General features: G+C 45.8%; 12 protein-coding genes. 1 reads left to right on the plus strand and 11 read right to left on the minus strand.

Features of this window, described 5'->3' with window-relative positions; genetic code table 11:
• Window positions 1–24: 24 nt before the first annotated feature.
• The gene (locus NWE73_RS01215; RefSeq protein ID WP_277576443.1) at window positions 25–510 is read left to right on the plus strand and encodes a hypothetical protein; all 486 of its coding nucleotides are present in this window, start codon (window positions 25–27) and stop codon (window positions 508–510) included.
• 66 nt (window positions 511–576) lie between these two features.
• Here NWE73_RS01215 and NWE73_RS01220 read toward each other — a convergent pair whose 3' ends face one another.
• The 11 genes from NWE73_RS01220 to hemW form a co-directional block, all read right to left on the minus strand.
• Window positions 577–1,659, minus strand: coding sequence for a hypothetical protein (locus NWE73_RS01220; protein ID WP_277576444.1), 1,083 nt, complete (start codon window positions 1,657–1,659; stop codon window positions 577–579).
• Entirely contained in the window at window positions 1,656–2,144 is a 489-nt protein-coding gene (locus NWE73_RS01225) for a type II secretion system protein (RefSeq protein ID WP_277576445.1), read from the minus strand. Before NWE73_RS01225 ends, NWE73_RS01220 begins: the two co-directional genes overlap by 4 nt.
• A gap of 1 nt (window position 2,145) precedes the next feature.
• A complete protein-coding gene (locus tag NWE73_RS01230) occupies window positions 2,146–4,695 on the minus strand; it encodes a hypothetical protein (protein WP_277576446.1) in 2,550 nt (849 codons plus the stop codon).
• A gap of 105 nt (window positions 4,696–4,800) precedes the next feature.
• Entirely contained in the window at window positions 4,801–5,322 is a 522-nt protein-coding gene (locus NWE73_RS01235) for a thermonuclease family protein (RefSeq protein ID WP_277576447.1), read from the minus strand.
• 138 nt (window positions 5,323–5,460) lie between these two features.
• A complete protein-coding gene (gene lon, locus NWE73_RS01240; RefSeq protein ID WP_277576448.1) occupies window positions 5,461–7,866 on the minus strand; it encodes an endopeptidase La in 2,406 nt (801 codons plus the stop codon).
• Between the two features lie 164 nt (window positions 7,867–8,030).
• Complete coding sequence (locus tag NWE73_RS01245; RefSeq protein ID WP_277576449.1) at window positions 8,031–8,414, minus strand: TraR/DksA family transcriptional regulator; 384 nt, start codon at window positions 8,412–8,414, stop codon at window positions 8,031–8,033.
• Between the two features lie 195 nt (window positions 8,415–8,609).
• Window positions 8,610–8,981 (minus strand): TraR/DksA family transcriptional regulator, encoded by a 372-nt coding sequence (locus NWE73_RS01250; protein ID WP_277576450.1) that lies wholly within the window; start codon window positions 8,979–8,981, stop codon window positions 8,610–8,612.
• 129 nt (window positions 8,982–9,110) lie between these two features.
• Window positions 9,111–10,778 (minus strand): penicillin-binding protein activator, encoded by a 1,668-nt coding sequence (locus NWE73_RS01255; protein ID WP_277576451.1) that lies wholly within the window; start codon window positions 10,776–10,778, stop codon window positions 9,111–9,113.
• Entirely contained in the window at window positions 10,775–11,779 is a 1,005-nt protein-coding gene (locus NWE73_RS01260) for a DnaJ C-terminal domain-containing protein (protein WP_277576452.1), read from the minus strand. Before NWE73_RS01260 ends, NWE73_RS01255 begins: the two co-directional genes overlap by 4 nt.
• Window positions 11,780–11,789: 10 nt before the next feature.
• The gene (locus NWE73_RS01265; protein ID WP_277576453.1) at window positions 11,790–12,308 is read right to left on the minus strand and encodes a nucleotide exchange factor GrpE; all 519 of its coding nucleotides are present in this window, start codon (window positions 12,306–12,308) and stop codon (window positions 11,790–11,792) included.
• Window positions 12,309–12,407: 99 nt separating this feature from the next.
• Complete coding sequence (hemW, locus tag NWE73_RS01270; protein ID WP_277576454.1) at window positions 12,408–13,580, minus strand: radical SAM family heme chaperone HemW; 1,173 nt, start codon at window positions 13,578–13,580, stop codon at window positions 12,408–12,410.
• Window positions 13,581–13,582: the final 2 nt, after the last annotated feature.

The raw sequence follows: 13,582 nt of genomic DNA on the forward strand, positions 1-13,582 counted from the left end.
GAAATGCTTGAAATGAGGAATTAGATGAACGTTGAAGCTACCGATTCTTGGTTACCGCTAACGGACTATTCCACTAAACACAAAATTAGTGTGAGTACCCTCCGCCGAAGAATCAAAGCCAACGACATCAGATTCCGCTTTGAAGAAGGCAAGTACTTCATCATGGACGAACCGGTGAGTACCCATCAAAGAGTATATCGCCCCTCCCAAGAAAGCGACCTGGCTTTGGTGGGTGCTCATCAAGGAATGATGAAAGGTAGTGACATGGCTTCTTCAAAGGATGAATTGAAGGCTCAGGACCTGGCAGATAAAACCGTTAAGGTTAACAAGGATGAGCCCATTCTGACCGCTGCGAACAAACTTCTGAATGAGTTGAAGAAAGCTTACACCCTGATCTTACAAGAAAAGGAAGAGCATATTCTCCAACTAAGAGATGAAGTTGCGGATCTCAAGACTCTCGTTCGAGTTTTGGAATCCGAAAATGATCGCCTCAAAGGTTTTAAACAGTAAAAGTTTTAAGTTCCCGAACCCACCCGTAAGTACCAAAACAGAGCTCTTTCCCGCCAGTAAGTAAAACTACTGAATGCAGGCAAGGGCTCTTTTTGCATTTAAATTCGTTGCGAATATGGTTCGCGCCCGAGTGACTGTGTTTTTGACGACATTGCTGGTGGTGGCAGCGCCGGATTGATTTTTTAAGGCAAGCGTTCCTTTAAGTTCCAAATAGACTGAATTTACACAGGCACCCTGTGGGGAGGCGATGATATCCGTGAAAAAGTTCGCGGGATCGACGCGGATACCTTTTTTGGTACCCAGATATTTGGCGATAAATGAGCTGGTATTGAACTCTCGGGGGTTATTCTGCAGCAGAACGGTGGTCTTGCCCTGAAGAGAATCTATTTTGACGAGATTCAAATCGGCTTTTCGCAGACAAACAATATAAGTAGTGGAAGCATAGATCTCACTTCCGGTAATAAAGACCGAAGGTGTCTTCGCCGTTGCTGAATTATTCACATTCTTGGGGCTTCGCAAAAACACACTGGCATAATTGTAGATAATGGCATTGCCACTGGCATCCGTCTTGGCTTGGTCATCGTAGGGGTCCAATGCGGAATTCAAGTTCATGGTTGCGCTGGCAACCTCGTAGCGCCGTATATATCTTCGATCCGCATCGACAAGGGTGATTTCAGATGGTTTTTTTCCATCAGAAAATAAGGAATCTGTCGACGCATCGGCGGTTACCCGCAACTCATTGGCAGCCGCGGTTTTGTCGGCGTCATTCAACTCGGACCAGGCTCTTAAAACTCGCTCAGAACGAAGGTATCTATCTAAACTGGTATATCTAAAGACTGAATGTGTTGCATCGTTCATGCATTCAGAGGGTTCATCACCCGGGGAAATAGAGGTGAGACCGAAGTATTTTCCATCACCGCTGACTAAGAGATCTTCGGCGGGCTCCAGTCGAGCGACATTGCGTATGTCGTTTTCAAGATTCTTAATCGCAAAAGACATTTCAATTTGGGTGGAGCTCCATCCATCTAAATTCTGCTTCTCAGCGAAGAAGTAGTAGATCACGTTGATAGTCCCGCCAATAACCAAGGTTGCCAACCCGACGGCCAAAAGTAACTCAACCATAGTGTATCCGTAGTTCTTCAGTTTCATCTTTTAAATATCACCACTTGGCTGTTGAGCTGAGTTTTGCCTTCGGCATCACTCCAACCCCAAACTTGTAAAGTAACTTTTCTCAAAGTGTCAGAGTACTTCGGTAGCTTCAAACCGCTGGAACTAAAAGTCGCGTCAATAGTTGAACCAGGCTCCATCTGCCAGCCGATATAAATTTGATTGTCGACGATATTTGGAGCAGGACATTTTCCGCTCACCAGGCTTACCTGTGATTCGGAAACAAATGTTTTATCCGCCTTATAAACTCGCATCAAACATTGGCCCATCGGAGTGAGATCCGCGATTTGCAAACCTTTCAGTTCAATCACATTGTCGGTTAAAATCTCTTTTAGAATAATGGATCGATCCACATGAGTGACATGTTTGCGCGAAGACAGCACAAAAAAAAGAAAGACGGAAACTCCGATAACGGAGATTCCGATGGCCAGCATTACTTCGATGAGAGTCATTCCTCGACTGTTCATTTTACTTACTATTCCTTGTTTCAATGACTGGCTGATCGACGCCTACAATGGAGCCAATGTTGCGATAGTCTGAGGCGGGTGCTGTATGTACGAAAATATAGCGACCATTGTTAACAGAAGGCAGAACTCCGTAGGGGTCATAAGGAGCTGTTGGAGTGCTGGGAACCAGATATGCAACATTTGACTCCACACAGGGGGTCATCGGAGGCTTTGCATAATAGTAAACACCACGATCATAGGCGAAATGTTTATGAGACAGATCAAAGGGAACATCGGTGACGAAACGACTTTCTCCTCCATCATGTAGAGGTGTGTTCAAATCTCTTTTTCCCGGAATTACCATGGCATCAAAGTCCACATAGATACGAATTCCTGTGAGGAAGAGATCGGACTCCTGCCGTGCGTTTCCCATAGCGACGTTCTGAACTTTGAAAACATTTGGATAATAGATCTGAGGCAAATGACCACTTTCGTAGTACTTCGAACTGGGAGCCGGAAGCGGTGAAAGAGGAGCGCCCGCGTAGGCCGGCATACTGGCAGCATCAGTAATGAGACTTCCGGCTAAAGGAGGCAAAGGTTGTCCGGCCAGAGTCACCATACATTGATTTGCAGTGAATTGATTGGCCGATGAGTCCGGTCCACTCCACAGACCTTGTAAATAAAAAGGATTACTAACGTTGGTGGCGGAAGTGGTGATGAGGCTGATATTGTTCAAATAGAAACGACGATATCCATACTTAAAACCATCTTCCTCATAGCGAGTGTCGGTCAAATTATGATTAATCGGTTTGATCTTTCCGCCGGAAGTAGGCCAGTAAGATTTGAATTGAGTGCTGTTCATGGGAATATAAAAGGGACTGATAAGATGCACTTGCTCTGGAGAAAGAAGAACCATGGAAATGGAAGTCTTTCCCGAGGCTGTTGTGTCTTGATTGAACATCACTTCGCGAAGCCTTGCCGAATCCACACTTAGCGGGGAAGTCAGATCACTTTGCATACCCCGCAAGGTGACGGTGTCTTCACCCACCACCCAAAGTGACAAGTTTTTTCTTGCGGCATTATTGGAAAGAGAACCCACCATCAATCCTTGCAAGTTGGATTGCTTAATCTCAGTGGGTACTTTTAAATAAATCACTCGACGGAGAAGACGATCCTTCAAAGATGGATCAGCAAGTTGAGCGGGATCGAAATTGTTTAAGGCCAAGGCCTCCATGTCGAGTCTTGATGTTTTTGGACAAGCGAGGCCCGATCCCACCAACGCATACTGTTTCAGGAATTTTTTATCCCACACTGGACAATCTTCATAGGCAGAGGTCGGTGCGCTAACAACTTGCCCACATACTTGAGCATCTTCCTCGAGTGCTTCAAGATTGTCCCAATTCATTGTTGGCGAAGGAACAGCCTCAGAATCCGAAGTATAAAGATATCCATCGAGCCCAGCGTCTTTGCGCCATTTACTAAAGCCTTTAGGAAAGTGTTCTGAGTGAGAGCAGTACTTCTTGGTCGTGAAAGAGTCCGTTTTGGAAATACAAGTAGGGTTATTGCGAACTCCAAACTCATTGGCCCCTGCGTAGCCATAATAAAAGATGGAATATTTATCGACATCATTGAAGTAAGTTCCAGAGTCGGAGGCCTTCCAGGCTTCCAATGGAGGAGCTCCACCAAACAGAGCCTGCGGGTAGACGTTGGTTTTCACAGAGGTCTTCGAGAGTGGGCCGGCAGCATGATTGATCACTTGCTGATTCAAAGTTTCTGCCAGCGCAGAATCTTTTGTAAAGATCATCGAGCCCGCACCATAAGTTGACCAGTATTGTCCTGATGGACCACCCCAGATATCAGCGTAAGGAGCCAGTAGCGTCGAAAGATTTCCATAACCTGGATTCGGCGCTGGAATAACATAAGGAGTATAGTAGATGCCGCCACCGAACTGCATGCGATCACCTTGAAGAATGGTGCCGTACTCTCCAGGCCATATACTGGGAGAGCCATTCCAATCGGTATTTGGATTCGGTCGATGAATCATGGAATACGCATTGAGTGGACCCTTGGTGTAGATGCGACGATCTTTGGCGATCATCGAGGCCGGGAAGTCTTCGTTATAGCCGCGATTTATAGAGACAGGATTCGTACTTCCTGAAAAAAGAAGGTAATCGGAAACATCGAGAACTTTGACACGCTTTTTGAAAATAGAAGTGAGATTTCGATACTTCCCGGTCGCCGTCATTTCGAAATTTTTTGTTGTAAAATTAAAAGTGGTATCAACTTTCCAAGTGACACCGCTGGGAAGTGTGCCGGTTACATTGAACGTCGCTGCCTTCAAGCAGCTTCCATCCGGAGGTGGCTCCCACAATCGGCGGGAAAGAGCAGACTCCATCACCGCAAAAGATGAACTTGTGGCTTCATCAAGAAGAACTTGGTCGAAGTCGGTGGATTTATAATTATAATCTTTAGTAAAGACATCCAGGGAGCTCATCAATACGATGACTCCGACAACGCAAAGTACGGATACGATCAATAGGGTGGCCTGCCCCCTACGTCCCAGATATACCAAATGACCTCCGATAGCCTTAGAATAACCAACATTCACGGAGGCACAAAGGTTCTCGAAATCAGAGTCTCGTTTCTGGACGTTTATAAAAATCGAAAAGCAGATTCCTTACGGCATGTAGCTTTGATCGCTCTGGCACTTTTTGTTGGTCTTATGACGATAGCAATAGGGACTCATAAGATTTTGGTCTTTCCAAATTCCCATTCGCGTTCTTTTGGCTTCCGAAACGGCGGCTATATATCTTCCGTGGGAGTATTTCGTAGAATCGTAGGCCCAACCATTTTTAACGATCTCTTGATTGATATTCCGACCATTTAAGAACACCGTGCAGGTTAGGCGGTCGTAGGATTTCCCGTCGCACTCAAGATCAACTTTGTGGCCCTTCAGAAGAGCCTCAGTAAAGTGCTTCGCATCTTTCCCAAACTTCTGTGAAAGCTCTGGGCAATCGATTCCGGCGAAACGAATCTTCAAAGATTTATTACCATATTGAACCCGGCAGGTGTCTCCGTCGTGGCAGCGCTCAACCTGCCCGGAAATTTTAAAGACTTCAGCGGGCTTCTTTTTTCGGGCGAAGGAAATTGGAGTGAATGCGATGAGGGTGGAAAAAAACAAAGCTGCAAATTTATTCATGAAGAACCTCAAGCATTAAATTCTACGCGAATCAAAGTGGGAGGCAAGGCCTTCGGAATGCAGAAACGAAAAAAGGACTGATTGCTCAGTCCTTTTTTCGTTCGTCGTTTAGGGAGGGGCGACGGGCTTGGCAGCTTATTAGGCAGCCAAGCTCTTTGATTTTTTTGCTTCTTTTTTAACCGCAGGCTTCTTTGTTTGGTTTGCAGCGTCTCTGTCGAAAGCTACTGCGAACACTTCATCGAGGTTTTCTGCGAAGATAAAGTTGATCTTGTCTTTGAAAACTTTCGGAATATCCGCCAAGTCTTTTTTACAAGCCATTGGGATCACGATATTCGTAATACCTAGGTTCAAAGCTGCAAGACACTTCTCACGAATACCGCCTACTGGAAGAACGCGACCTTGAAGAGTCACTTCACCTGTCATTGCCAAGTCATGGCGTACAGGAGTTCCAGTCATCAAACTTACAAGTGCTGTTGTAAGAGTGATACCTGCAGAAGGGCCATCTTTAGGGATCGCGCCTGCTGGCAAATGGATGTGGATGTCGTACTTATCAAAGAAGTCTTCAGGGATACTGAGTTCTTCCATGTGTGCACGAGCGTATGACATCGCCGCGTGAGCGGACTCTTTCATCACGTCGCCAAGTTGACCCGTGAGTGTTAGATGTCCTTTACCTTTCATTTTCAAAGCTTCGATAGTCAACACTTCGCCACCAGCCTGTGTCCATGCAAGACCTTGCACAACACCAACCTGAGAATCAGTGATTTTATCGTCGCGGAGGAATCTAGGAGGACCAAGAAGTTCTGGAACTGTTGTTGCGTTTACTTCAACAAAAGTTTTTTCGCCCATCACAACCATTTTTGCCACCTTACGGCAAACTGATCCAACTTCACGCTCAAGGTTACGAAGTCCTGCTTCACGAGTGTAGCCCGCGATCAAATACTTGATACCTTCGTCTGTGAAAGAGACGTTTTCTTCTGTGATACCATTTGCCTCAACTTGTCTTCTGATCAAATGTTTTTTAGTGATCAAAAGCTTGTCATTCTCTGTGTAACCAGGAATGTTCAAGATTTCCATACGATCGCGCAATGCTGGTGGAATGTTTTCCAATACATTGGCAGTCGCGATGAACAACACGTTTGAAAGGTCGAAATCGACGTTCAAATAGTTGTCACGGAAAGTTGCATTTTGTTCTGGATCCAAAACCTCAAGCATCGCTGCTGAAGGGTCACCGCGGAAATCAGAACCCAATTTATCAACTTCATCGAGTACGATAACTGGATTGTTTGTTTTCGCTTGGCGAAGTGCTTGGATAATCTTACCTGGCATCGCACCTACATATGTACGGCGGTGACCACGGATTTCCGCTTCATCTTTCACGCCGCCCAAAGCGATACGGAAGTATTCACGGCCCATCGCGCGAGCGATAGATTTACCCAAAGATGTTTTACCTACTCCTGGAGGACCACCGAAGCAAAGGATTGGACCTTTGAGGTTTGGCTTAAGTTTACGTACAGCCAAGAACTCCATGATACGGTCTTTTGCTTTTTCAAGTTCATAGTGATCTTCATCAAGAATTTCTTTTGAACGCTTAAGATCGATATTGTCTTCGCTCTTTTTACCCCATGGAAGATCAGCCATCCAGTCTAGGTAAGTGCGAACCATTGTTGCTTCAGAAGCATCTGGATGCATACGCTCCAAACGTCCAAGCTGTTTCATTGCTTCAGCTTCTACGTGGGGTGGCATTCCAGCGTTTGTCAACTTGTCGCGAAGTTCGTCCATCTCTTCAGATTTAGAGTCTTGTTCGCCAAGTTCATTCTTTATAGCTTTCATTTGCTCGCGCAAGAAGTACTCACGTTGAGATTTCGACATGTCTTCTTTTGCATTGCCACGAGTTTTACCTTGAGTTTGCATAACTTCAAGTTCTGCAGCCAAGATCTCGTTAACAATTTTAAGTCTTTCAGTAGCATCGTGAGTCTCAAGAACTTTTTGAGCGCTATCAACTTTGATACCCAAGTTTGAAGCAATCAAATCAGCGATGCGACCTGGATCAGAAACATCATCCAATACCAACAAGATATCTGGAGAAAGAGGGCGACCCAACGCGATGATGCGTTCGATATGCTCTTTTGCTGTTCTGATCAAAGCCTCATTTTCCACAACTGTTTTTTGAGTTGGGATATCTTCGATCTTTTCAACAGCCACTTCGAATGAAGGAGATGTTTTGGAATAATTTTTAACGCGGCCTTTTGCCACACCTTGGATAAGGATTTTTACGCGACCATCAGAAAGCTTTCTCATTCTCATGATCATCGCAATTGTGCCCACAGTGTAGATATTTTCCGGAGAAGGGTTTTCCTCAGAGATATCTTTTTGTGACGCCAAGAAGATAAGGCGGTTTTTTGCCAAAGCTTCTTCAACTGAGCGAATAGAAGAATCACGTCCTACAAAAAGTGGGATAATCATGTAAGGGAAAACAACGATGTCTCTCACAGGTAGCATTGGAAGTGTCTGTGGGATTTCTAATACTTTATCGTCAAAACTCATACCGCTCCTCCGCGTTGATGCGGGAATTGTGTTTTCTTGGTATGAATCTTCTCGGCGTGAGACAGTTGGAGCTTAAATAAAAACTAAAAATATGGACTGACATCCATGTCAGTAGACCTCATCCAATGAGAGCTAGACGTGTAAACCTACTCTCGCAGGATGTATTACTGGTAAATATTCGAATGGCTTTCTTGTTCTTCCATGCAATCAATACAAAGGGCTGTGAATGGTCTAGCCTGAAGTCTGCGTGCTGCGATCATCTCGCCGCAAGCCTCACATTGGCCGTAAGTTCCATCACTGATTTTGCCCAACGCTCTTTCAATTGAATAAAGCGCTGTACGATCTCTTTCATGCAAATGAATGGAGATGTTGTTGCTGGCATCCAATGAAGCAATCTCAGCCTCATCGCCATGAGCTGAAACAGAGGACTGTTCCGCTTTGAATTCGTGTGACTTATTTAGGATCGAAGCTTTTTGAAAAAGCAGCGACTCTTTTAAGTTTCCGATTAAGTTCTCTAAATCTTTGATTTGCAGTTCGGTTGCGTTCATCTCACCCCCCGATATGATGATCATGGCCGAAAAATTAAGTTCCTTATTGCGGGGGATGGGATTTGTGTCACTAAAAAAGCAGTGCGTGACGAATTAGTAAGCACTGCTTTGCTGCGCTCCATCGCATTCATAGTTGCGACAGAGCATGAAGAAATGAATTTTTCAGAGGAGAAATGAACTCGCTAGAGAGATGAACTAGCGAGCGTATTTACGACTTACAGCTTCACGAAGCTCTGCGCCTTCGATGCTGAGACGAGTCCAAGGAACTGCAAGCAATCTTTCAACTTCAATTGGCTCTTCCGTTTCTTCGCACATTCCGAAATTTCCAGTTTCGATTCGTGCAAGGGCCATCTCGACTTCGAGCAGTTGATTTCTCATGCGCTCTTGTGAGACTAAAAAAGAGTGCTCCGCGATATGTGCGACAGATTGATCGGCTTCGTCGCCTGACTTTTCTGTGTGGATGTATTCACGTTGGGCTGTTCTGAATCTATTCAGGATTTCCTGCTTCTGTAGAAGAAGCTTTTTGCGGCACTCCATGATAATTGTTTCGTTAATAAAACTGTTCATAACAACCCCCTTCTTTAGATTTGGCGGCCTGCTCCGGTTTTGCCGGAGGGCTCATGGCCGCTGGTGTTCCTAAGACGAAGGCCCCCCAGAAGGGGGTTAATAAAATGTCATTAAATAAATTTATGGATGCTATTTACGAACTTTTAAGGGAGTGATTTCACCTTTTTCGACGGTTAAAGCCGTCACAGGACGCTCAATTTCCCTGTCCGGACTCATACTTAGAGGTCCAAGGGCACCTGGGAACTTTTTAAGCTCTGTGAGCTTCTTAACGAGATCCTGACGTGAATCAGCCCCAGAGGCGATGAGTTGGCGAAGAATAAGGCCAGCATCATAAGCTTGGATTTCAATAAGTGAAGGGCTCTCGTTATATAGAGACTTATATTCATTCACGAAGCGGGACTGTTCTTGAGTGTTCGGCGCAAGGCTGTCCACGAACATTAGATTATTTGCGAAATTACCAGCGCGTTTTGCAAGACCTGGGGTGTTCCACAAGTTTGTACCCATCAACTTCACGCCGCGCACATCATTGAAGGCCAACATTGCAGCGATTTGTCCCAGGGACTTTGCGCTATCAGGAATAAAGATTCCATCGAAATCAGTCACGGGTGGAAGGATGGTTTCAACATTGTCTTTACGAGCAGAACGCTTTTTATCAGACTTCTGCATTTCCTTCAGACGAAGATTAAATTCATCTTGGCGAGCCTCGCCATAGTAGGTTCCAACTAAACGTTGAATGACAAGGCGGAAATCTGTTTCTTTGGTGGAGTATGTTTGCACTGCGGTCACTTGACCTCCACGCGCCAACACCTCATCCCAGAAGATATTCGAGAACTCAATCCCGTACTGATCATTGGGATAAAGAATAGCAAACTTTTTCATGCCCAGATCGTCCATAGCTGTGCGAACTAGATAGCGAACCTGCATTTCACTGGTGAGTGAATTTCTAAAGACTGTCGGGCCGATCTCAGTCAAACCGGATCTTTGCGACAGGGCAATGGACGGGACGCCCAGCTCGTCAGATTTTGCAGCGACAGCGGGTGCGGTCTTGCTCAACAAGCTTCCAACGACTGCGATGACATTGTCTTCCTTAACCAAACGCTCGACACCGCGTCTTGCGGAGTCAGGATTCCCTTCGCTGTCCATCACGGCCAGCTTGAAGCTAGATCCCGGCAAATTAAGACCTAGACCCATTTCCAGGCCGCGCAAAGCTCTTTGACCGACAGGAGCGTTCTTTCCGCTGAGGGGCAGGACAACGCCGACGGTTTTTGCTTCAACATTACGTGTGGCTTCAAGTTGCGAAATAATATCTTGCGATCTTGCCGCCAAATCACTTCCGGGCAGATATTCAATGACACCGGTGAAATATTTTTTAGCTTTGCTGGCATCGCGAGCTTCAAGAGCTTTCTCACCCAGGCGATACATGGCGTTTCCGCGCAAGTATCCATAGTCTGAGTTGTCCGCGACTTCTTCGAGCTGCTTTTCATTGAGTTTGTTGTCGACGATTTCAATTGCTTGAAGGCGATAGGATTCCTGCTCTGGTTTGGTAGGAGCTGTAATCGACTCCATAACCAGTTTTTTCAAATTCGCCATAGGGTCCGCTGTTTGCACAGTCGGAGCAGCCGGAAGAGTTTGAGTTGCGGGACCTTTGCTGGAAGTCATGCCGCCAACACGCTTTCCTTTTTTTCCCGCAGCGGCCGCCGTCGTGGGCTTGATTTCCGGCTTTTTTGTGGCAACAGTCGTGCATGAAACAAGTAGGCAGGCTGCGGTAATCAATGAGAGATTTCTATTCAAAATCATTTTCTGTTCCTCATAAGCTGAGAGACTTTTTCCTGGAATGCCTTAACCATTGGCGTAGGCTCAGCTGACTTCGCGAGTTCATCCATAAGCTCTTTCTGTCTTGCAGATAAAGTATGGGGAGTGTCTACGAGAATTCGGACCAACATATCGCCAGATCCAAAGCCGCCGATTTTTGGGAAGCCTTTTCCTTTAAGACGGAAGGTCTGACCAGAGTGCGTTCCAGGAGGAATGCGAATCATGGCTTTTCCAGTCAAAGTTGGGACCTCAATATTTGTTCCAAGAATTGCATCTGTATAAGTCACGGGAAGATCTAAAGTGACATCGTTCTCATTGCGTTTAAAGAGAGGGTGTTCTTGCACGCCAATGATGACGTACAAATCACCAGGAGATCCGACAGATCCTGCGTCACCTTCACCGGCAAGCTTAAGACGTTGGCCTTCTTTAACGCCGGCAGGAACGTTGACAGAAAGTTTTGCGGACTCTTCTTTGCCGCCACGTTGGCGAACAAAGCTAATAACTTTTTCACATCCAAGAGCGGATTCTTCGAAAGAAACATTAAGAGTATAGCGAAGATCAGTCCCTTTGGTGGGACGACGAGTCCTTTGACCGGCGCCACGCGGGCCACCAGCGCCAAAGATGTCGCTAAAGACATCGCCGAAAATATCCTGGAAAGGATCTCCACCTTGGGAGCCACTTTGATTGTAGCCTCCGCCGCCACCGAAGCCGCCGAAACCACCGGCGCCACCGAAGGGACCACCAGCTCCGCCCCCAAATCCTTGTGCGCCCGCATGACCAAACTGATCATACATTTCACGCTTTTTAGGATCGCTCAGAGTTTCATAAGCCTCGCTAAGCTCCTTGAACTTCTCTTCAGCTTTTTTGTCGCCAGGATTTTTATCCGGATGATATTGCATCGCTAACTTGCGATAAGCCTTTTTCATCTCTTCTGGAGAAGCAGAGCGAGGAACATTCAAAATGGAGTAGAAGTCTTTTTTAGACAATCAAGGCCTCTTATTCTGGTTTTTTCGCAACAACGACCTGACCAGTGCGGATAACTTTGTCGTGTAATTTATAAGGTTTTTTAAATACGCGTGCGATGTGACCCGCCGCCACTTTATCGGTGGCTTCGGCGCTGAGGGCCTCGTGAACCGCCGGATCAAAAGGAGCACCTTCTGACGGAATTTCTTGAACAGAGTGCTTTGCAAGAAGAGATTTCAATTCTTGAGCGGTCATCTCAACACCTTGTTTGTATGTCGCGATGTTGTCAGCGTTCACATTGACTTGAAGAGCGCGTTCGAAATTATCGACAACCTCAAGAAGGTCGCGGATGAATCTTTCGCCGCCGTATTTTGTGAGATCAGAACGTTCTTTAATCGCATTACGTTTGTAGTTTTCAAACTCAGCGCGCAGATACAGGAAGTCGTTTTTATACTTCTCTGCAAGATCTTGAAGTTTCTGAATCTCTGAAGAGTTCTCAGCGTTTTCAGCTGTACCGGTATTAGAGTTTTGAGAGCTATTTTCTTCTGACATAAGAGATCCTTTCGCAATAATCAACATTGTGTATTCATTGAACAATGTCAATTCGCCCAGCGCGAATTTAGTCTCTGTGAAAGGGGAACTAGACTGCGCTTAGATATCTTCTTTTAAAAAGGTAAGTTCTTGGAAGACTTTGTTACTAATAACAAGGCCATCACGTGTTAACGACCAATTTGTTCCGTCATGCTGAACCCAGCCGCGATCAGTCAGCTTATTCATAATGCTGGAAACTTGGTGGAATACAGTTGCTGGGAACTTTTCTTGAAGTGTGCGTTCGTTGAGGCCCCGCATAAGACGCATCGAAGTATGACAAAAGTCCGTAAGAGCCTGGTGCATTTCGAGGGCCTCAAACTGATCTGATGGAAGATGCAGCGCAGGTGATGTGAACTCTTTGCCCTGATGTTCAAGTATTTGCTTTTTGTATTCGCCAATAGAATTGATGTTCCAATAGCGGGTGCCCCAAGGGGACTCTTTTGTATAGGAATGAGAGCTCAGACCAATTCCCCAATAAGGTTCATCGATCCAATAAAGCATATTGTGTCGGGACTCATGCCCTGGAAGAGCAAAGTTGGAAATCTCGTACTGCTTAAAGCCATGCTCGGTAAGTTCTTGGGCGATGAAATCAAACATATCAACTTGCTCGTCATCAATGGCGCGGCCCTTTGATAAAGGATGCCCATCAGGGACGGTGAGGCAATAGGGGCTGATGTGCTTGGCACCTTGTTCAACAGCAATGCGCACATCATTTTTCAATCCTTCCAACGTTTGTGAAGGAAGGGCGAAAAGGATATCAAAGCTAAAATTAAGATTGTGCTTTCTTAAAAGGTCCAGTGTTTCGAGGGTTTGCTTCGCGGAATGCTCGCGATGAACCATCTTTAGCAAACGATCGTCGAAAGTTTGGGCTCCGACACTAAATCGGTTCACTCCGGCGTCGAGATAGATCTTCAGCTTTTCTTCGCTGACTGTTGCCGGATTGATCTCGATGGTGATCTCTGTGTCAGGTCTAGTTGTAAAGCCATATCTACCCAGCTCTTTGATAACCGCTACAATAAGGTGAGCAGGGATCAGGCTCGGAGTGCCACCACCGAAGTAGATGGTATCTACGCTTTGAGGTTTGTAATAGCGATGCTTTTGGCGAATCTCCTCAAACAGTAGATCGACGTACTGATCCGGCGGCAAAATTTTACTTTGCTCGTAAGTCGCGAAGTCACAATAAGTGCAGCGCTGAATACAGTAAGGAATATGAACGTAAATGCCGAAAGCCATAG

The organism is Bdellovibrio svalbardensis (assembly GCF_029531655.1).
Classification (GTDB): Bacteria; Bdellovibrionota; Bdellovibrionia; order Bdellovibrionales; family Bdellovibrionaceae; genus Bdellovibrio; species Bdellovibrio svalbardensis.

Bases quoted from the DNA above. Each gene is read 5' to 3' on its own strand.
- NWE73_RS01215 (WP_277576443.1), top strand. From the start codon at position 25: ATGAACGTTGAAGCTACCGATTCTTGGTTACCGCTAACGGACTATTCC.
- NWE73_RS01220 (WP_277576444.1), bottom strand. From the start codon at position 1,659: ATGAAACTGAAGAACTACGGATACACTATGGTTGAGTTACTTTTGGCC.
- NWE73_RS01225 (WP_277576445.1), bottom strand. From the start codon at position 2,144: ATGAACAGTCGAGGAATGACTCTCATCGAAGTAATGCTGGCCATCGGA.
- NWE73_RS01235 (WP_277576447.1), bottom strand. From the start codon at position 5,322: ATGAATAAATTTGCAGCTTTGTTTTTTTCCACCCTCATCGCATTCACT.
- lon (WP_277576448.1), bottom strand. From the start codon at position 7,866: ATGAGTTTTGACGATAAAGTATTAGAAATCCCACAGACACTTCCAATG.
- NWE73_RS01245 (WP_277576449.1), bottom strand. From the start codon at position 8,414: ATGAACGCAACCGAACTGCAAATCAAAGATTTAGAGAACTTAATCGGA.
- NWE73_RS01250 (WP_277576450.1), bottom strand. From the start codon at position 8,981: ATGAACAGTTTTATTAACGAAACAATTATCATGGAGTGCCGCAAAAAG.
- NWE73_RS01255 (WP_277576451.1), bottom strand. From the start codon at position 10,778: ATGATTTTGAATAGAAATCTCTCATTGATTACCGCAGCCTGCCTACTT.
- NWE73_RS01265 (WP_277576453.1), bottom strand. From the start codon at position 12,308: ATGTCAGAAGAAAATAGCTCTCAAAACTCTAATACCGGTACAGCTGAA.
- hemW (WP_277576454.1), bottom strand. From the start codon at position 13,580: ATGGCTTTCGGCATTTACGTTCATATTCCTTACTGTATTCAGCGCTGC.